The sequence below is a fragment of the Streptomyces sp. WAC03905 genome, from assembly GCF_057371075.1.
In genome coordinates, this window is record NZ_JBXYDZ010000003.1 from 5,776,009 (window position 1) to 5,794,435 (window position 18,427).

General features: G+C 73.0%; 18 protein-coding genes. 16 read left to right on the plus strand and 2 right to left on the minus strand.

The window, feature by feature from the left end; all coding sequences use genetic code 11:
- Positions 1-15: 15 nt before the first annotated feature.
- The 16 genes from AC2RP6_RS28610 (at position 16) to AC2RP6_RS28685 (ending at position 16,289) form a co-directional block, all read left to right on the plus strand.
- Positions 16-978 (plus strand): T3SS effector HopA1 family protein, encoded by a 963-nt coding sequence (locus AC2RP6_RS28610; RefSeq protein ID WP_486448782.1) that lies wholly within the window; start codon positions 16-18, stop codon positions 976-978.
- A 142-nt stretch (positions 979-1,120) separates the two neighbouring features.
- Positions 1,121-1,288 carry an LxmA leader domain family RiPP gene (locus AC2RP6_RS28615; RefSeq protein ID WP_486448783.1) on the plus strand — a complete coding sequence of 56 codons (168 nt, stop codon included), beginning with the start codon at positions 1,121-1,123 and terminating at the stop codon, positions 1,286-1,288.
- 91 nt (positions 1,289-1,379) lie between these two features.
- On the plus strand, positions 1,380-1,565 hold the full coding sequence (locus AC2RP6_RS28620) for an LxmA leader domain family RiPP (RefSeq protein WP_037848572.1): 186 nt from the start codon (positions 1,380-1,382) through the stop codon (positions 1,563-1,565).
- Positions 1,566-1,664: 99 nt separating this feature from the next.
- On the plus strand, positions 1,665-2,669 hold the full coding sequence (locus AC2RP6_RS28625; RefSeq protein ID WP_486448784.1) for a methyltransferase: 1,005 nt from the start codon (positions 1,665-1,667) through the stop codon (positions 2,667-2,669).
- A gap of 50 nt (positions 2,670-2,719) precedes the next feature.
- Positions 2,720-4,510 carry an ABC transporter ATP-binding protein gene (locus tag AC2RP6_RS28630; protein ID WP_486448785.1) on the plus strand — a complete coding sequence of 597 codons (1,791 nt, stop codon included), beginning with the start codon at positions 2,720-2,722 and terminating at the stop codon, positions 4,508-4,510.
- Positions 4,507-6,207: an LLM class flavin-dependent oxidoreductase gene (locus tag AC2RP6_RS28635; RefSeq protein ID WP_486448786.1), complete on the plus strand. Its 1,701-nt coding sequence runs from the start codon at positions 4,507-4,509 to the stop codon at positions 6,205-6,207. The genes AC2RP6_RS28630 and AC2RP6_RS28635 overlap by 4 nt, the downstream gene beginning before the upstream one ends.
- Positions 6,204-7,154, plus strand: coding sequence for a phosphotransferase (locus tag AC2RP6_RS28640; protein ID WP_486448787.1), 951 nt, complete (start codon positions 6,204-6,206; stop codon positions 7,152-7,154). Before AC2RP6_RS28635 ends, AC2RP6_RS28640 begins: the two co-directional genes overlap by 4 nt.
- Positions 7,155-7,177: 23 nt before the next feature.
- A complete protein-coding gene (locus AC2RP6_RS28645; RefSeq protein ID WP_486448788.1) occupies positions 7,178-9,856 on the plus strand; it encodes a M16 family metallopeptidase in 2,679 nt (892 codons plus the stop codon).
- Between the two features lie 87 nt (positions 9,857-9,943).
- Complete coding sequence (locus AC2RP6_RS28650; RefSeq protein ID WP_486448789.1) at positions 9,944-10,387, plus strand: hypothetical protein; 444 nt, start codon at positions 9,944-9,946, stop codon at positions 10,385-10,387.
- The gene (locus tag AC2RP6_RS28655; RefSeq protein WP_486448790.1) at positions 10,384-10,734 is read left to right on the plus strand and encodes a transcriptional regulator; all 351 of its coding nucleotides are present in this window, start codon (positions 10,384-10,386) and stop codon (positions 10,732-10,734) included. The genes AC2RP6_RS28650 and AC2RP6_RS28655 overlap by 4 nt, the downstream gene beginning before the upstream one ends.
- 41 nt (positions 10,735-10,775) lie before the next feature.
- Positions 10,776-11,930, plus strand: a complete 1,155-nt coding sequence (locus AC2RP6_RS28660; RefSeq protein ID WP_486448791.1) for a nucleotide disphospho-sugar-binding domain-containing protein — start codon at positions 10,776-10,778, stop codon at positions 11,928-11,930.
- Between the two features lie 195 nt (positions 11,931-12,125).
- On the plus strand, positions 12,126-13,007 hold the full coding sequence (locus AC2RP6_RS28665; RefSeq protein WP_486450482.1) for an ABC transporter ATP-binding protein: 882 nt from the start codon (positions 12,126-12,128) through the stop codon (positions 13,005-13,007).
- Between the two features lie 35 nt (positions 13,008-13,042).
- Positions 13,043-13,918, plus strand: a complete 876-nt coding sequence (locus AC2RP6_RS28670) for an ABC transporter permease (RefSeq protein ID WP_486448792.1) — start codon at positions 13,043-13,045, stop codon at positions 13,916-13,918.
- 58 nt (positions 13,919-13,976) lie between these two features.
- A complete protein-coding gene (locus tag AC2RP6_RS28675; protein WP_486448793.1) occupies positions 13,977-14,624 on the plus strand; it encodes a GOLPH3/VPS74 family protein in 648 nt (215 codons plus the stop codon).
- 240 nt (positions 14,625-14,864) lie between these two features.
- The gene (locus AC2RP6_RS28680; RefSeq protein ID WP_486448794.1) at positions 14,865-15,785 is read left to right on the plus strand and encodes a glycosyltransferase; all 921 of its coding nucleotides are present in this window, start codon (positions 14,865-14,867) and stop codon (positions 15,783-15,785) included.
- 84 nt (positions 15,786-15,869) lie between these two features.
- A complete protein-coding gene (locus AC2RP6_RS28685; protein WP_486448795.1) occupies positions 15,870-16,289 on the plus strand; it encodes a hypothetical protein in 420 nt (139 codons plus the stop codon).
- Between the two features lie 68 nt (positions 16,290-16,357).
- Here AC2RP6_RS28685 and AC2RP6_RS28690 read toward each other — a convergent pair whose 3' ends face one another.
- Positions 16,358-17,287: a tyrosine-protein phosphatase gene (locus AC2RP6_RS28690; protein WP_486448796.1), complete on the minus strand. Its 930-nt coding sequence runs from the start codon at positions 17,285-17,287 to the stop codon at positions 16,358-16,360.
- 30 nt (positions 17,288-17,317) lie between these two features.
- Positions 17,318-18,427, minus strand: coding sequence for an NAD(P)H-dependent flavin oxidoreductase (locus tag AC2RP6_RS28695; RefSeq protein WP_486448797.1), 1,110 nt, complete (start codon positions 18,425-18,427; stop codon positions 17,318-17,320).

Sequence of the window (18,427 nt, forward strand, 5' to 3'; positions counted from 1 at the left end):
GATGTACTCGAAGTAATGCGGCGCATAAACGTCTCGGCAGACCGTTCGGCGGCCCGGGTCGGGGAGCGCGAAACCGAGGCGGAGACGCCCCGGGAGCTGCGTCGGATCCTTTCCGAAGCGATCTACGACGTCTTCCACTCGGGTCAGCAGGACACCAAGATCCCGACGCGGCTGAGGGACCCGGCCCTCGAGGCCCGGTTCGCCGCCGTCGTGCCGCACGCGGACATCCTCACCAGCGCGGTGGCCCGCTCCGGGGCCGAGCAGGACGACAAAGGCAATACCCGGGTGCTGGTGGAGCGCGAAGGCGTGCGCTTCTGGGCGCCGGAAGGCGTTCTGGTCACGGCGGGCGGGCCGTCGGCCGACGCCGACACCGGCGCCGGCGCCGAGGTGAACTCCTCGGACGTGCAGCCCGGGGACGTCGTCCGGCTGCGGATGCCCTCGGCGAGACCGGGGCTGTCGCCCGGATTCTTCCTGGTGGACGGTTCGACACCGCGCCGTGGGGGCCGTGACGTCCTGCGGCTCTACGTGAACGTCACCAACGTCGACGACGCCATCGGGGTCTGGGGGGCCGCACTGTCCTTCCTGGAGGAGCGCGGGCTCCCGTACCGGGCGAAGGTGCTGTCCGCGCCCGAGCTCTACCCCCGGCGCGACGCGCTCGTGGTCTACCTGGACGGCGAGCTGGCACCCGTTGCTCCCGAACTCGCCGCAGCGCTGGAGGACATGCCCGGCATCGGAGCCGACACCTCCTCCTTCGTGGAGGAGCTGCGCCCCGGCATCGCCACGGCCTGGGAGCCCACCGACCCCCACTCCGGCCGACAGGGCCTGAGCTTCGGCCAGCACCGCGCCAGCGTCCTCGCCACGGCCCTGGTCGACAGCTCCGACACCCCGGAGGCGGCCGAGCGCACCGTCGTCGAGCACTTCACCGAGGCCGGGATCGACCCGGCCAACCCGGCGCGCAACCTGCCGTCCGCGGCCTGAGCGCCCACATCGAATCCCGAACGCCCGGACCACCAGGACCGGTGGGCCGGGCGGGGAGCGCGACACGCGATGAGCCCATCGCAGGAAGCGCCAACGGCGCTTCCTGTCTTGAGCTCAAGCACTCGAACGAGAAAGAAGAATCATGAACAGCAACGACAGCATCATGGAACTCGTCGCAGGCTACGAGACCTACATGGACGCGAGCGACCTCGACGTCACGGCCGTCGCCGACGCGCCCGCCACCACCTGGTACTGCGCCTCCGCCGCGGTCAGCTTCCTCAGCGCCGCGACGTACGAAGCCACCTGCTGAAGAACCGGCCACAGAGCCGCGCTCACCGCTCCGGGGCAAGCGGAGCGGCGAGCAGCCCACTCGATTCACGCACTCATTTAGGAGAGAGCACATGGAGAAGGCCACGTCCATCGTAGAGCTGCTGTCGGGCTACGAGGCATACAGCTCCGTCGAGGAGATCAACCTGTCCGCGGCTTCCGACGCCCCGGCCACCACCTGGGGCTGCGCCGCCGTGTCGGCGAGCATCAGCTGGATGAGCGGTCAGGTCGTTTCGAAGACCGTCGACGACGGCTGCTGATCTCCCTTCAGGGATCACACGGTGCGGCGTGCGCGGGCCTTCCCCGCGCACGCCGCACCACCCCTCCACCCCCAGAACTTCCAGCGTGAGGCGCGACCGATGGCAGAGCCCCAGCCCTACGAGAAACTGATGTCCATGGCGGACCTGCTGACCCCGGCCGCCATCCGAGCCACGGCCACGCTGTGCCTCGCCGACCACATCAAGGCCGGCGCGACCACGTCCGAGGCCCTCGCCGAACGCGCGGGCACGCAGCCCGATGTCACCGACTCCCTCCTGCGCCACCTGGCCGACATCGGCATCCTGTCGGCTGACGACGAGGGACGGCACTACTCCCTGACCCCGGTCGGCGAGCCGCTGCTGTCCGACCACCCCTTCAGCATGCGCCAGGTGCTGCGCAACGACAGCATGATCGGCCGCGGTACGCAGTCCCTGCTCCGTCTCGACCACACCGTCCGCACCGGCGAACCCACCCACGGCGGCGGCTACTGGGAGAGCGTGAACAACGACCCCGCCTACGCCGAGGAGTGGGGGGAGCAGGCCCGGGCTTTCGACGAGGTCGCCGACCAGCCACTGTCCTGGGGCGCCCAGTACATCGTCACCGAGTACGACTGGAGCCGCGCCCGCAGTGTCGTCGACGTCGGCGGACACCTCGGCGCCATCCTGATGGCGCTGCTGCGCCACCACCCGCACCTGCGGGGCACGCTCGTCGACCTCAAGAACGTCGCGGAACAGGCCGGCGCCCGCTTCGCGCGCAGCGAGGTGGCCGACCGGGCCGAAGCCGTGGTGGGGAGCTTCTTCGACCCGCTGCCCGAGGGCGCCGACGTCTACCTGCTCTCCGCGATCCTCGCCGACTGGTGCGACGACGACGCCGTACGGATCCTCGGGCGGTGCCGCGACGCCGCGGGACCGGAGGGCCGGATCCTGCTCGCCGACGTGGCCATGCCCGCGAACGGCCCGGCCACCGAACTGCAGTTCCGCTCGATGATGCCCGCTCCGTCGCGTTCCGCCGAGGAACTGGAGGCGCTGTGCACCGAGGCCGGGCTGAAGGTCACCTGGCGGGGGCGTACGGGGCTGCGCACCCTGCTGGAACTGGCCCCGCGCTGAGCTCCGCCCGCCCGAGGAACCGCACGCGCTTTGTGAAAGGAAGACGCCCAGTGGCCGTGCCCGACCCCAACCAAGACTTCCGCATCCTGCGGGAACTCGCCGCCGACCGGAAGGGCCAGATCGCGCTCGTCGCCCTGCTGGCCCTGTTGTCGACCGCGTCGACCCTCACCCTGCCGTGGGTGGTGGGAAAGCTGCTCTCGACGCTCGGTGACGACGGGCTGACCTGGTGGACCGGGCTTCTGGTGGCCCTCGGCATCGGCTCCGCCCTGGCCGGCGCCGGCGCCACGTTCCTGCTGGCCCGCCTCGGCCAGCGGATGATCTGCCGCCTGCGGGTCCGGACGATGCGCCACACGCTGGGCATGAAGGTGTCCGACATCCGCGCGGAGGGCAGCGGCAACCTCGTCGCCCGGATCACCGCCGACACGTCCCGGATCAAGAAGCTGATCGACGCGGGCCCCATCCAGCTGCCGATGGCCGCGCTCACCACCGTCGGCACCCTCGTGATCATGGGGTTCATCGACTGGGTGCTGCTCCTGGTGACCCTCGGCGCCTTCTCGGTCGCGGCTGTGCTGATCACCGGTGTCGTCAAGGGCCTGCGGCGCAGCTACGTGTCGGTCCAGGAGGTCACGAGCCACCTCGCCCAGCGCTACATCGCCGCCACCGACGCCGTCAAGGTCATCAAGGCCTACCGCGCCGAACAGCAGGTGGGCGACGACCTCGCCGAACACGCCGAGAACGTCGCCCGACGCGAGATCGACGCGGCACGCATGGAAGCCCTCATGATGCCGGTGATCACACTCGGCCAGCAGATCGCACTGGTCGCCGTGATCACGGGCGGCGGGGCCCGGATGCTGGACGGGCGACTCACGCTCGCCGACTTCGTGGCGTTCCTGCTGTACCTGCTCCAGCTCACCGCACCGCTGATGATGATCGCGTCCGCGGTGACCGCCCTCAAGATGGGCGTGGTCGCGCGGGAGCGCTTCACCAGCCTGTTCGCAATGGAGCAGGAGGCGGGCGACGAGGACCGGGGGACGCTGCCGGAGCGCCGGCCCGCCGCACCCGCCGTCGAGTTCGAGGACGTCCGGTTCGGCTACGGTTCGACTCCGGTGCTGCGCGGCGCGGACTTCCGCGTACCGGCGCGAGGACTCACCGCCATGGTGGGCCTGTCCGGTTCCGGCAAGACGACGTCGCTCGAACTCATCGAGCGCTTCGCCCTCGCCGACGGCGGCAGCGTCCGCGTCTTCGGGCGGGACGTCGCCGACTGGCCCCTGAGCGACCTGCGCCGCCGCATGGCGTACGTCGACCAATCGGCCACGCTCGTCCAGGAGTCCGTCCGCAGCAACCTCACCCTCGGCCGGAGCGCCACCTCGGTCTCGGACGACGACATGCTGCGGGTCCTCGACCGGGTGGGTCTCGCCGGGGAACTGGCCCGCACCCCGCAGGGCCTGGACACCGTCCTCGCCGGCAACGTCGACCTCTCCGGCGGGCAGCGCCAGCGCCTCGCCATCGCCCGCGCCATGCTCTCCGAGTCCGATCTCGTGCTCCTCGACGAGCCGTCCTCGCAGCTGGACAGCGTCAACGAGCAGAAGCTCCGGGACCTGGTGGACGAACTCGCCCGGGAGCGGGCCATGCTCGTGGTCGCCCACCGCATCTCCACCGTCCAGCACGCCGACCATGTGATCGTCTTCGACGAGGGCCGCGTGGTCGGAGAGGGACAGCACGCCACGCTGATGCGGGACTGCCCCGTGTACGCGCGCCTGGTACGAGGCCAGATGCTGGCAGCCGAGGACGGCACCACCGCCGACGGCGCACGCGTCCTGGAAACGGGGGCGCGGGCATGAGCGACTACTCCTTCCTGGTGCCGTTCGTACCGACGCGCCCCGAACAGCTCCTGCCGTTCGCCGCACTCGCCCAGTGGAGCAAGGCGGGCCGTCTCTGGCAGGGGCAGGGCACCGCGAGCGACACCCATCAGGCGTTCACCTACGCAGCGGCCAGCGGCTTCCGCGGCCCGGTGGGCACCTCGGTCTCCCTGATGCCCTTCTGCCACCCGTACGACGCCGCACTGCGGGCCCAGAGCCTCGCCGCCGCCATGGGCCACTCCGTGGTGGCCGGCTTCGGGCCGGGAGCCAAGGTGCTCCAGAACAGCATCCTCGGCGCCCCCTACCGCAGCCAGCTCGGCGCGGTCCGCGACTACGTCACGATCGTGCGCGACCTGCTCGCGGAAGGGAAGGCGGACCACGAGGGCGAGTTCTACACCTGCCGTGCCGCGCTGCCGCGGATGCCGCTGCCGCCCGTCCAGGTGGGGCTCGGCGTGCTCCGGCCGCGCATGGCCGAACTCGCCGGTGAACTGGCCGACGTGGCCATCACCTGGCTGACCCCCGCCGCGTACCTTCAGGACACCGTGGTGCCCGCGCTGCGCGTCGGCGCGGGGAAGACCGGGCGGCCGGTGCCGCGCGTGGTGGCGATCGTGCCCGTCGCGCTCGCCGGCCCGAACCGCGACGCGACGAAGCTGGCGCTCGCCAGCAACTCGGGACACATGCGGCTGCCGCACTACACCGACATGCTCAGCCGTTCCGGCATCGACGTGGACATGAAGGCCGACCCGGAGGCCAGCGGCAAGGCGCTGGTGGGCGGTGACGCCTTTCTCTACGGCGACGAGTCCGAAATCCGTGCGAAGTTCGCCCAGTTCACGGCGGCCGGCGTCGACGAGATCGTGCTCAACGTCACCGGCGTCGCGATGACCGAGGGCGGTCCCGCCGCGCTGCGGGAAGCTCGAGGCCCTGCTCCGTCTGGTGGATGCCGCATGACGGCGCACCCGCCACGACAGGACGTGCCGGCGGCCGTCGGGGCGTCGGAGGCGGTGGAATCCGCGCAGGCCGCGCCGTTCGGGATCTCCCGGCTGCTGCTGGTCGTCACCGGTTCGGCCTCGGCCATCGGGCTGCCCCAGTGGCTCGGCTGGCTCCGGCGCGAGTACCCGCAGCTGGCCGTGCGCGTGGCGATGAGCCGCAGCGCCGAGCGGTTCGTCACCCCGCTCTCCCTCGGCCTGCGCCTGGAGGAGGACGTGGAGATCGACGCCTGGGATGAGTGCACCCGAGCCCGGCACGTGGAGTACGCCGAGTGGGCCCAGGCCGTGCTCGTCTACCCGTCGACGTTCCACTTCACCGCCCGGCTGGCGCTGGGCCTCGCCGACACACCCGCGCTGCTGGCCCTCCAGTGCACCGACGCGATCGTGGCGGTGGCTCCCTCGCTGCCGCCCGGCGGCATGGACAGCCCCGCGTTCCGGTCGCACTGGTCCACCCTGGCGGCCCGGCCCAATGTCGTTCTCGTGCCACCGGCCCCGGGGTACAGCCTGACCACCGGGCGGGAGGACGGCTGGGTCCCGCCGCCCCTGACCGAGGCGCTGCGTCGCATCGAGGACCGCAGGACCGAACGGGAACGCGAGCAGGAGCGGGAGCGCCGGGAACGGGCCGGGAGCCCGCCGGAGGAAGTGAGCGCCCTCGCGTACGCGGCGGTGCTGGCGGACGGAGCACGGGCATGAGCGCCACCTCACCCGCGACCGGGTCCGCGATCGGGCGGGCGCCGACCCAACAGGCCCAAGTGCGACGGGAGTTCGGGACCGGTCTGTTGCAGACGGTGGTGACCGGGGACCCGGACCACGGGTACACGTGGGTGCGCCGTCCCGGCCCCCTGTCGCCCTCGCCCTTCGCCGCGCCCGGCCTCGTCCCGCCGATCGCGCTGACAGAGCCGGGCCCGGGGCCGTCGACCGGCGCCGTCCGCTGGGCGGCCGGCACCGAGACCGCCGAACCGGGCGGGCGCCGCTACCACGTGCGCGGCCCGGAGTCGGTCGCCCGGCGCCTGCTGCACCACGGCCCGGACGAGGACCTCGTCGCCGTTCTGGAGGGGGTCGGCAGCCTGCTGCGCGGCCTCCACGAGACGCCCGTGCCCCAGGACCCGGCCGGACGTCCGGAGGCCCGGCCGCGCGGCCTCGTACGGTTCGCCGACTGGCTGGCCGGCAGGGCCGCGAGCCCCCGGGCCGCGTACGCGGAGTCGCGCTTGCGTCCCCGCCTCGGCGAGACGCGCATGGCCGCGCTGCACGCACTGTGCGCACGGATCGCGGACGAGCCGGAACCCGTGCTCTGCCACGGCGCACCCGCCCTCGGCTCCCTGGTCCCCGCGATGCCGTCCGGCGGCGCCGACCTGCTGATCGGGGAGGACCTGTGCCTGGCCCCCTGGTACTTCGACCTCGGCTGGCTCCTGGGCGAACTCATCGAACTCAAGTGGTACCGGGGTGACGGCCATCCCGCGTGGCCGCGCCTGCTCGACGCGCTCTTCCAGGGATACGGCCGCGACCTCGGTGATGACTGGGGCCGGCTGGCCGCCCTGCGGGTCCTGCTGCACCTGCACGACTACACGGCCTACGTCGGCTGGGACGAGAAGACCTTCGAGAAGTACACGGGCTTCGCGATGTTCCTGCTGGACCTCTGAGCCGGAAACCTTGGGAGACAGACATGATCCGCACACCGGCCGTGCCGCAGACACGGGCCACCCCGGACGCGGCGCCGGCCGGCGGCGGGCTGCACAAGCGCACCCTGCCCAACGGCCTGCGCGTGGTCCTGTCCCCGCACTGGCCCACGCCCCGGGCGGCGGTCGCGGTGCACTACGGTGTCGGGTTCCGCTCCGAGCGGCCGGGCCAGGAGGGCATGGCCCACCTCTTCGAACACCTGATGTTCCGGGGCAGCGCCAGCATCGCCGACGGCGCCTTCTTCGACGGACTGCTCCCGCTCGCGGGCGCCGCGAACGGAACCACCCACCAGGACTACACCGACTACTTCCAGACGGTCCCGGCCCAGGCCCTGGAACAGGCCCTGTTCCGCGAGGCCGACCGGATGCGCGCCCCGCGCTTCGCCCCCGCCGAGCTGTCCGCGCAACTCGTGGAAGTGGCCCGGGAGATCCGGCACATGCGGGACGGCCGGCCGTACGGCGGCTTCCCGTGGCCCCTGCTGCCCCAGGCGCTCTTCCGCACCTTCGCCAACGCGCACGACGGATACGGTGACCCGGAGCAGCTGGGCCGGATCACGCCCGAGGACTGCGCACGCTTCTTCGACGCCTATTACGCGCCCTCGAACGCGGTGCTGACGGTGGTCGGCCCGCAGGGCCCGGAGCAGCTCGGGGACCTGGTGGAACGCCACTTCGGCGACGTCCCCGCCCGCGCGGTCGCCAGCCGGCAGCCGCTGGGCGAGCCCGCGCCCGACCGCGACCGGCTGCTGCGGCGCACCGATCCGCGGGCGGTGCGCACGGCCGTCGCCGTCGGCCACCTGCTGCCGGACCCGACCTCCGAACTTCCCGCGTACGTGGCCCACATGGTCCTGGCGGAACTCACCGGACGGCCCGGCGCGTCGAGCCTGCCACGGCCCTTCACCGGGCCCGTCGGGGCGGGCTGCGGCTTCTTCGGCCCGCTCGACGCGGTCTCTCCCGACGTTCTCGTGGTGACCTCACTGCTCCCGGACGGCCAGGCCCCGGAGGACTTCACCGGCCGGCTGGACGAGTGGTGGTCCCGGCTCCGCGATCCGCTCGCGGTGGTCCCGTCCGGAGGCGACACCGTGGCTGCGGCCCGCTCGCTCGCGGCCCGCCACCGGCGCGACCACGCAGACCTGCAGCGGCGCTGCCGTGCGCTCGGCCGCTTCGAGCTGCTGCACGGCCGGGCCGAACTGGCGCTGGAACTCCCCGGGCTGATCACCGAGACCACCGCCGAGCAGGTCGCCTCCGCGGCCGGTGCGCTGGCCGACGCGCACCGGGCCGTCCTCGTGCTGGAGCCGGGTGAGGTGCGCGGCGGCCCGTCCCCCGCGACCCCGCCGACCCCGGCGCCCGCCCCTGCCGGGACCGCCCCTGCCGCGGAGCCCGCGGGGCCGGCGCGACCGACCGGGCGGCCGCGCCCCATGCCGCCGCTCGGGGCTGGCGTGTCACCGGCCTTCGACGGCGCCCGGGAGACCGTCCTGGGCAACGGCCTGCGGGTGATGGCCGTACCGGACCGGCGGGCCGGTCTGGTCGAGGTGCGGCTGCGGGTATCGCTCGGTCCCGCCGGGTGGAGTCGCCCCGAACGGGCGGCCGGACTGTTGCGCGCCGCCGACCGGGCCGCCGCTGCGTCGGCACGGGCGCTGCGCCTCGGCGGAGAACTGCAGGTGTCCACCGGCGGCCAGTGGGCGGACGTCAGCGCGTGGGCGCCCTCGCGGGAGTTCCCCCGACTGATGGGCATCGTGGCGGACCTGCTGGATCCCGCCCGCCTGCGGGACGGATACGCTGAGTCGGGAAGCGGATCCCTGCGGCGCTCGCCGGAGCACCGGATGGACGGTGCGCTGCGTCTGCACTGGCTGGGGCCGCAGGCGGCTGCCGAAGGGGCGGGCGGCGAAACCCTCCCGGCGCTGCACCGGGCACTGCTGTCGCCGGGGGACGCGGTCCTCGTCGTGGTGGGCGACGTGTCGCCCCGCCGCGCGGTGGAGGAGGCCGCGCGGGCGCTCGGCGGCTGGCGGGCCGCCGCCCCGGTGCGCGTCCTGCCCGTCCTGCGGCCCCGCGTACCCGCTCCGGCCGGTGTTCCCGATGTCCTCGCCCTGCGGGAACCGTCCGCGGCTGCCGTCCATCTGACGCTGTGTGCACCGGAACCGCCCCGCGAGGGGCACGGAGACGCGGCCCGCTACCTGGCGACCGCCCTGCTCGGAGGGCACTTCGGGGCGCGCCTGGCGGAGCGCTGCCGCCGCCTGGGCCGGGCGGACCACGTCGTGTTCGCCGCCCGGGACCTCGTCGCCGACCGTGCCCGCGCACTGGTCCGGGTCACCGCGCCGCGCCGGTCGCTTGCCGACGCGGTCCGGGACGTGCGCGAGGAGACCGCCGCGCTGGCCGCCGTACCGCCGGGACGCGAGGAGCTGGACACCGTACGGCAGTACTGTGCGGCTCAGCTGCTCACGGCGTTCGACTCGCCGGGCCTGCTCGCGGACGCCCTGCGGCACACCATGGTCTCCGGGCGCGGACTGGAGTGGGTGATCCGCAGGCCGCGGCTGCTCGGTGGGGTGTCGGGCGAGGCGGTGTCGGAGGCGGCGCGCTCCCTCTTCGTGCCGGTCACGGACACCGTGGTCGTGCTCGGGGACGTGGGCCCCGCCCATGAGGTCGCGGCGGAGCTGGCGGCGCGCGGATGAAACCGCCTGTTGCCACACTGGAAAGTCGAGGTTATTGTTTCCAGTATGGAAACGGTACGTGGACCAGTGGACGGAGAGGTGGTCACCATGGATCCGGCAGACGCGCGTGCGGCCCTCGAGCAGGTCGCGGCGGCCCGGGCGCGCATCGTGGCGCGCACACCCAGCCCCTGGTGGTACTACCCGGGCGTCGGCTGCTGCCTCCTCTTCGCCTTCGCCTCCGTCAGCATCGACTGGGACCTCATCCCCTACGGTGTGGTCCTCGGGCTCTCGCTTGGCCCGCTCCTGCTGACGATGGCCGCCGGCCGCGCCACCGGTGTGTCCCTCGACCGCTACTACGCAACGCCCGGCCTGCGCCGGACCACGTCGTTCCTCGGGCCGTTCGTGGTGGCGCTGATCGCCCTCGGGCTGGTCCTGGAATGGGTGGCCGACCTGCGCTGGTCGATGGCGGCATGCGGCGTGGCCGCTCTGATCGCCGTGGTCGCCGCCGGCCGGCGCCTGGACCGGACCCTCGCCGAGGAGCTGCGGCCGTGACGGGCGCGGGCTCGCAGGAGCAGCCGGGCGCCGAACCGCCGGTGGACTTCGACGAAGTCATCCACCCGATCAACCGGCTCCAGATCTGCGCGATGCTCGCCCCCGTCGAATCCCTTGCGTTCCCCGTCGTGCGGGACGCCCTGGGGGTGAGCGACTCGGTGCTGAGCAAGCAGGTGAAGATCCTCCAGGCGGCCGGTTACGTCACGATGCGCAAGGAGACGCTCAACTCGCGCATCAGGGCCTGGATCAGCCTGACCCCCCTGGGCCGCACGGCGCTCGCCGCCCACCTGGAGCGGCTGCGGCGCATCGCGGACCTGGCGCAGGCCCCCGCCGACCCGAACGAGTAGGCCGCCGGCCCCACCCGTCCAAGCAAGGAGAAGGCAAGGTCATGCCCACGCACCGCGGCCCGGGCGCACACATCGCCCTCATGTCCGTTCCGCTGCACGGACATGTGAACCCCATGCTCGGCCTCGCGGCCGAACTGGTGGCCCGCGGTCACCGGGTCACCTTCGCCACCGGCGACGACTTCGCCCCGCTGGTCGAGCAGACGGGCGCCACGGGGATCGGCTACACCTCCGCCTTCCCCAGCCGCACCGCTCCCGGCCGTACCTGGCTGCCCGCCGACGACGACGGCAGCCTCGCGGTGGACGCCTTCCGCCGCGAGTGCCGCATCGCACTGCCCCAGGTCGCCGCCGCCTACGCGGACGACCTGCCCGACCTCGTGGTGTACGACACCGTCACCGGACACGCCCCGCTCCTCGCCCGCCAGTGGAACGTTCCCGAAGTGCAGTTCTCACCCACACACGCCCTGGCCGGCGGTGCCACCGGCCCGTCGGTCGGGGAAGGGACCGGAGCCCTGTCCGAGAATGCCCCCTGCATCGTGGCGATGCCCCGGTCCCTGCAGTTCGAGGCCGACAGGGTGGGAGCGCAGCACACCTTCGTGGGCCCCGTCCCCTGGCAGCGGGAGGGCCACGGCCGGTGGACGCCGCCCGAAGGGGACCGGCGCATCGCGCTCGTCTCGCTCGGGACGACGTACAACCGGCGCACCGACGTCTTCCGCCGGTGCGTGCAGGCCTTCGAGGAACTCGACGGCTCCGGCTGGCACGTCGTACTCGCGACCGGCCACGGCAGCGGTCACGACGCCCCTGCCCGGCTCGGCGCCCTTCCCCCGTGGGTCGAGGTCCACGAGTGGGTGCCGCAGATGAGCGTGCTGGCCCACGCCGACGTCTTCCTGACCGCAGGAGGCACCGGAAGCGTCCTGGAGGGCCTGGCCCACGGCGTTCCCCTGGTCGTGCTGCCGCAAGGCGTCGAGCAGTTCGTCACGGCGCAGCGGATCGAGGCCCTCGGGCTCGGCCGGGTCGTCCTGCCGGGCCGGATCACGCCGCAGACGCTGCGCGCGGCAGTCCGGGAGACGGTCACCGACACGGCGATCGGCGGGCGGCTCGGGGCCATGCGCAAGGAGATGGCCGAGGCGGGCGGCGCGCGCGCCGCGGCCGACATCGTAGAAGCATCCCTCGTGGTGCGCACCCCCGCCGGCCGCTGACGCAGTCCCGGCGACCCCGGGGCGGCGCAACGCAGGCAGAGGACCCACAGCCCCAACGGGCAACGAAACGAGAAGGCGGGGACGGAGCAGATGAAGGACAAGGACGGGGCCGCGGCCCCGCGCACCCCTCACCGCGGGGCCGCCGCCCGGCCCGACGGGCCCGGCGCGCCCGTGATCGAGGTGCGCGGCCTGTGCATGCGCTACGGCGGCCACCAGGTGCTGCACGGCGTGGACTTCTCGGTGCGCCGGGGTGAGGTCGTCGCGCTGCTGGGACCCAACGGCGCGGGAAAGAGCACCACGATCGAGATCCTGGAAGGGTTCCGCGAGCGGTCCGCCGGGACCGTGCGCGTACTGGGCACCGACCCCTCGGAGGGCGACGAACGGTGGCGTTCGCGCCTCGGCGTGGTCCTGCAGTCCTGGCGCGACCACGGCAAGTGGCACGTCCGGGAACTGCTGGAGCACTTCGCCGCGTTCTACGCCCCCTACTCGACCCCGCACCACCCGCGCCCCTGGGACGCCGGGCAACTGCTCTCACTCGTCGGGCTGACCGACCAGGCGGAGCAGCGGGTCGGCAGCCTCTCCGGCGGTCAGCGCCGCCGTCTCGACCTGGCCATCGGAGTGGTGGGCCGCCCCGAGGTGCTCTTCCTGGACGAGCCGACCGTCGGATTCGACCCGGAGGCCCGCCAGGAGTTCCACGCCCTGGTCAGGGTCCTGGCGGACCAGGGGAACACCATCCTCCTGACGACCCACGATCTCGAAGAAGCCCAGAAGCTCGCCGACCGTGTCCTCATCCTGGTCGCCGGCAGGATCATCGCCCACGGAACGGTCGACGAACTCGCCCGCCGGATCGGTGCGGACGTGGAAGTGACCTGGACGACGGGACGCACCGGCCACCGGCACAGGACCCCGGACGTCACCGGTTTCCTCCGCGGGCTCTTCGCGGAGCACGGCGACGATGTCGCCGACCTCCGGGTACGCCAGGTCAACCTGGAGGACGTCTACCTCGCTGTCGTCAGGGACGCCGAGGTGGGCCGCACGGACGAGGCGGCACGACGGCTCGCGGGAGCGGCCCTGTGAACGGCCGGTACGACGACCGGGAAGGCGGCACGTCCATGACCACGACCACCAGCGCGACCGTGCATCCCCTGCGGACCACGGTCCGGCAAGGACTGCACCGCGGTGGCAGGGAACTGCACCAGATGGTGACCAACGGCCAGGACCTCGCCAGCAACCTCGTCTGGCTGGTCGGCCTGCTGGCCCCGCTCCACATGCTGCGCGACAACGAGCTGGGGAACACCGGGATGTCCGTCGCCGGCTTCCTCCTGCCGAGTCTGATCAGCATGTGCGTGGCCTTCAACGGCATGCTGAGCCTCACCCAGCAGCTGATCGTGGACCGCCAGGACGGCACGCTGCTCCGGCTCAAGGCGATGCCCCACGGCATGCCCGGTTACCTCATCGGCAAGATCATAAACGTGGCCGGCACCGTGCTCGCCGCCTGCGCGGTCGTGGTCCTCACCGGCATCCTCATGCTGCCGGACGTCTCGCCCGGCAATCCCGGACTATGGCTCGCGCTGGCCTGGGTGCTGCCGCTCGGCCTGCTGTCGATGCTGCCCCTCGGGGCGATCCTCGGTTCGCTCATCGAGAGCCCGCGCAACATCGGCCTCGTCATGATCCCCCTCTTCGGACTCGCCTCCGTCTCCGGGATCTTCTACCCCGCCTCCCAGCTGCCCGTCTGGGTCCAGCACGTGGCGGAGGTCTTCCCGCTCTACTGGATCGGCCTGGCCGCCCGGGCCGCGCTGCTGCCCGCCGGCGCAGTGGCCGCCGAGATCGGGGAGAGCTGGCGGCACTGGGAGACGGTGGGAGTCCTCGGCCTCTGGGCGGCCCTCGGCCTGCTCGTCGCACCGGCGGTACTGCGCCGCACGGCACGCCGCGAATCGGGCTCCGCCATGGCGACGCGCCGCGAGCGCGCCCTGCAGCGCCCCGTCTGAGCGATCCGCCCGCCACCGCTTCCCCTCACCCACCACACCGACAGAAAGTGAAGACGCCATGTCCCTCGCACAGGATCTCGCCCTCCTCCTCCTCGACGACGAGTCCGGCCGCACCACCATCGAGGTGGGACGCCGGCACCGCGCCGTGGGCACCGCCGTCCTGCTGGACCTGGTACGGGCCGGCCGCATCGCCGTCGAGACCCCGCAGGACCGGCCCGCGGACAGCCGTGTCGTCGTACGCGACACCGCCCCCACCGGCGACACGGTCCTCGACGACGCCCTCACCACCCTGTCCGCCAAGGACACGAGTCTGGGCTGGGCGGCCGAGACCACCGGCCACCGCTCGTGGCGGCCCCTGCTCGAAGGCCTCGTCGAGCAGGGCCACCTGCGCCACGAGCAGGGCCGGTTCCTCGGCGTGATCCGTACCAACTCCTGGCCGTCCGCCGACCCGGCCCACGAGGACCAGGTCCTCGCACGCATCCGCGGTGCGCTGGCGGACGGGCGGCAGCCGGACGAGCAGACCGCACTCCTGATCACGATCCTGCACGGGATCGGCGCCCTGGCCGCGCTCCTTCCCGGCGAGGACAAGAAGGCCGTCGGGGAACGGGCCGAGCGGATCATCAGCGAGACCGAGCAGAGCGGCCCCTGGCGCGAGGCGCTCAAGGGCTTCAACTCCGCCCTGCTCGCCGTACTCCTGGCGAGCTGACCCACGTGCGCACCACGGAACCGGGCACACCTGTGGCCGACACCGTTCTGATCGTCGATCACCAACTGCCCACCCCCGACCGCGACTCGGGATCCCTGCGCCTGACCCGCATGATCGCGGAGATCCGCGGACTGGGCCGGGCAGGTCCTCTTCTTCCCCCTGGACGGACGCGCCGAGCAGCGGTACGCCGCCGCGCTGGCGGACCTCGGGGTCGCCGTCCTCGCCGACCGGCGGGCACAGGTGAGGTTCCTGCACGAGCAGGGCCGCAGGATCGCCCTCGCCCTGCTGTGCCGGCCGCAGCCCGCCGTGGAACTCCTCGGCGCCGTCAGGGACTCGGCCCCCGGCTGCACCGTGGTGTACGACACGGTGGACCTGCACTTCAGACGCCTCGGGCGACAGGCACGGCTGGCCCGGGAACAGGGGGACGCGGACCGCTTCAGGTTGCAGGCCCAGGCCGCGGCCACGCGCGCCCTCGAACTGTTCCTGGTCGGTGAGACCGACGTGACGCTGGTGGTCTCCCCGGACGAGCAGGAGGCCCTCGCGCGCCTGGTCCCGGACGCCGACATCCGGGTGCTCTCCAACATCCACAGCCCTGCCGACGCCCCCCGGGACTGCGCCGCCCCCACCGGCGCACGGGTCCTCTTCGTCGGGCACTACCAGCATGCTCCGAACGTCGACGCGGCCCGCTGGCTGGCACACGAGATCATGCCGCTGGTCCGGCGCGAGGTACCCGAGGCGGCCCTGGACCTGGTGGGCAGCTCCGCCCCGGAGTCGGTGACCTCCCTCGCGGGTGAGGGGGTGACCGTGCACGGCTGGGTCGAAGACCTCGCCGGGACGTACGCGCACACCCGGCTGGCCGTGGCTCCCCTGCGGTACGGGGCAGGGGTCAAGGGCAAGGTGGGCGAGGCCCTGGAGCGCGGGGTGCCGGTCGTCGGCACGGCGCTCGCCTTCGAAGGCATGGGCCTGGAGCACGACCGTCACGTCCTCGTCGGCGAGGACCCGGCCGGTATCGCCGCACAGATCGTGCGCCTCATCCGCGACGACTCCCTGCACGGCCGACTGGTCCGCGCGGCGGGCCGTCGTCTGGAGGCCCGCTTCAGCCCCGCGGCAGCCCGCCGCACGCTGCACGACCTGCTGTCGGCGGGACGGGCCGCGGGCTGAGGAACACCGCAGGACCCATGCGCCGCCCCTCCGAGGGGTCGGCCGATCCGCACTGTCCGAGAACCACCGACGTAAGGAACCAGCATGCGCCTGTCCCTGTCCAAGACGGCTGCCGTGGTCATGGCCTCTGCCGTGGCCAGTCTGCTCGGGACCAGCTCCGCCACGGCCGCCGACGCCTGGTCCAAGACGCACGGGAGCGCCACGGTCACCGGAACGCGCTGGACGGAGCGAGAACTCCCCTTCTCCGTGTTGACGACGCTCGTGGTCAAGGGTGAGCTGAGGAACACCGGTGCCGAATGCCACTCCCTGTGGGCCAGGTTCGACGGCAGCAGCGCGCCGGCCGCCAAGGCCGCCACCCGGTGCGGGCCGGGCGCCACGCCGTTCACACTGCGGTCGGCACCGGGTATGAACCCGGGCGGAGTGTTCTTCATATGCCGGGGTGAGGGCACCGAGGACTGCGGGCCGCAGTTCGCGGCGCGGGAGTTCCCCGCCCGCTTGGGATAGCCCCCCGCCGGGCACCCCGCGGCGTCGGCGGGCAGCCGGCGCCGCGGGGGCGGGAGGGCGGACGCAGGTCAGCGGACCAGCCTGCTCTGGAGTTTCGCCAGCGTGCGCAGGTCCAGGCCGAGGCCCTGGGTCAGGTAGCCGTAGAAGCCGCCGTAGTCGGCCTCCAGTTGCGCCGTCGCCGAGTCCAGGTAGTCCTGGCGGACCTCCTGGAGCGGGATCAGCAGGTCCGGGTTCTGCATGCGGCCGGACTGCTTCAGGCCCGCCCGCACCTTGGCGTCGTAGGCGGCGCGGAACGTGTTCGATGCCAGGTAGTCGCGCTCGGCGGTGTCCTCGGGGACGGCGAGGGCCCGCAGCAGCACGTAACTCATCCAGCCCGTCCGGTCCTTGCCGGACGTGCAGTGGTACAGGACCGGGCCCTGCCGGCCGTCCGCGAGCTCCCGCAGGGTCGCCGCGAACTGCGTCCGGTTCTCGGGGCTGCTCACGAAGGTGCGGTAGATGTCGCGCATGTACGCCTCGGCGCGGCCGCCGCCGAGCATCTGCTCCTGCGTGACGGGATCTCCGCTGCCGATCGCCGCGACGAGCGTCCCGTAGAGCCCGAGGTCGCTGACCGGGCGGGCGGTGGGGGAGAGTCCGGCGGGCAGCCGGTCGGCGCCGTCGTACTGGACCTCCATCGGGATGCGGAAGTCGATGACCTTGGTGAGGCCGAGACCGGAGACGGTGGTGACGTCCGCGTCGGTCAGCTTGCTCAGTGCGTCGGAGCGGTAGACGAGCCCCTGGCGGACCTGGCCGCCCGTCCAGGTGCGGTGGCCGCCGAGGTCGCGGACGTTGACGGCGCCCTGCAGGACGATCTGACGAATCGATTCGGCTTGCTGGTGAGGGTGCCGGGCACTGGCCCCGGCTCCGGGTGCCGCCGCCGCGTGCGCGGCGGTCGGCAGGACGGCGAGGGCGAGGGCGGCGACGGCCGCCGCGGCCCCTCTGCGGATTCTGACACGGCTCATGGGGGCGACTCCTGTGACGGAGAAGGGGGATCACCCTGGTGGTGGCAGGGCGTCGAGCGCATGCGGCCCGTCGGGCCCGTCGGGTCCGTTCGGCCCGTGCAGACGGTCCAGCACGGAGTGGGCCTCGGCCATGACGCGGGAGACGAGCTCCGCACAGGAGGGGAGATCGTCGATCACCCCCGCGACCTGACCCGATGCCATGACGCCGAGGTCCGTGCGGCCCTCGACCATGGACGCTTTGAGGAGCATCGGAGTGTTCGCGGCGAGCAGGACCTGGCTCCAGGACAGGTCCTTGCCGTGTTTCATCGCCAGGCCGTCGCGAACCATCTGCGGCCAGCTCAGACCGGACAGCTTCCGCAGGCCCGCCGCGTGCCGGACGGCCCGGACCAGCGCCCGGGCCCGGCCCGCGCGCTCCAGGGAGTCGACCAGCTCCGTACGGAGCATGCGGTGCGGCAACCCGTCGACGGCCGTGGTGACGGTGACGTCCCGGACCGACGCCCTCAGGTACTCGGCCTTCACCGCGTCCGGCACCGTCGAGTCCGAGGTCAGCAGGAACCGGGTGCCCATGGCGATGCCCGCCGCCCCGTACGCCAGGGCCGCGACCAGGCCGCGGCCGTCGCTGAAGCCGCCCGCCGCGACCACGGGGATGTCCACCGCGTCCACGACCTGCGGCAGCAGCACCGTCGTGGCCACGTCACCGGTGTGGCCGCCGCCCTCGCCGCCCTGCACGATCACCGCGTCGGCGCCCCACGCGGCCACCTTCTCCGCGTGCCGCCGGGCCCCGATCGACGGGATGACGATCACGCCCGCGTCCTTGAGCCGGCCGATCAGCTCCCTGGACGGCGCGAGTGCGAAGGACGCGACCCGCACCCCCTCGTCGATGATCAGCCTTACGCGTTCGGGAGCGTCCCCGGCGTCCGCACGCAGGTTGACCCCGAACGGGGTGCCCTCCGGGACGCGCGACCTCACCTCGTGGACCGCCACCCGCAACTGCTCCGTGGTCATCGTCGCGGAGGCCAGGATGCCCAGCGCGCCGGCCCGCGCCGCGGCCGACACCAGGCGCGGACCGGCCACCCAGCCCATGCCCGTCTGCACGACGGGGTGCTCGACCCCGACCAGTCTCGTGAACGCCGTCTGCAC

What these genes read in the sequence shown, in the direction of transcription:
- AC2RP6_RS28665 (WP_486450482.1), top strand. Translation starts at nt 12,126, where the DNA reads ATGCGCTACGGCGGCCACCAGGTGCTGCACGGCGTGGACTTCTCGGTG.
- AC2RP6_RS28685 (WP_486448795.1), top strand. Translation starts at nt 15,870, where the DNA reads ATGCGCCTGTCCCTGTCCAAGACGGCTGCCGTGGTCATGGCCTCTGCC.
- AC2RP6_RS28640 (WP_486448787.1), top strand. Translation starts at nt 6,204, where the DNA reads ATGAGCGCCACCTCACCCGCGACCGGGTCCGCGATCGGGCGGGCGCCG.
- AC2RP6_RS28645 (WP_486448788.1), top strand. Translation starts at nt 7,178, where the DNA reads ATGATCCGCACACCGGCCGTGCCGCAGACACGGGCCACCCCGGACGCG.
- AC2RP6_RS28675 (WP_486448793.1), top strand. Translation starts at nt 13,977, where the DNA reads ATGTCCCTCGCACAGGATCTCGCCCTCCTCCTCCTCGACGACGAGTCC.
- AC2RP6_RS28620 (WP_037848572.1), top strand. Translation starts at nt 1,380, where the DNA reads ATGGAGAAGGCCACGTCCATCGTAGAGCTGCTGTCGGGCTACGAGGCA.
- AC2RP6_RS28635 (WP_486448786.1), top strand. Translation starts at nt 4,507, where the DNA reads ATGAGCGACTACTCCTTCCTGGTGCCGTTCGTACCGACGCGCCCCGAA.
- AC2RP6_RS28660 (WP_486448791.1), top strand. Translation starts at nt 10,776, where the DNA reads ATGCCCACGCACCGCGGCCCGGGCGCACACATCGCCCTCATGTCCGTT.
- AC2RP6_RS28650 (WP_486448789.1), top strand. Translation starts at nt 9,944, where the DNA reads ATGGATCCGGCAGACGCGCGTGCGGCCCTCGAGCAGGTCGCGGCGGCC.
- AC2RP6_RS28610 (WP_486448782.1), top strand. Translation starts at nt 16, where the DNA reads ATGCGGCGCATAAACGTCTCGGCAGACCGTTCGGCGGCCCGGGTCGGG.
- AC2RP6_RS28625 (WP_486448784.1), top strand. Translation starts at nt 1,665, where the DNA reads ATGGCAGAGCCCCAGCCCTACGAGAAACTGATGTCCATGGCGGACCTG.
- AC2RP6_RS28690 (WP_486448796.1), bottom strand. Translation starts at nt 17,287, where the DNA reads ATGAGCCGTGTCAGAATCCGCAGAGGGGCCGCGGCGGCCGTCGCCGCC.
- AC2RP6_RS28615 (WP_486448783.1), top strand. Translation starts at nt 1,121, where the DNA reads ATGAACAGCAACGACAGCATCATGGAACTCGTCGCAGGCTACGAGACC.
- AC2RP6_RS28670 (WP_486448792.1), top strand. Translation starts at nt 13,043, where the DNA reads ATGACCACGACCACCAGCGCGACCGTGCATCCCCTGCGGACCACGGTC.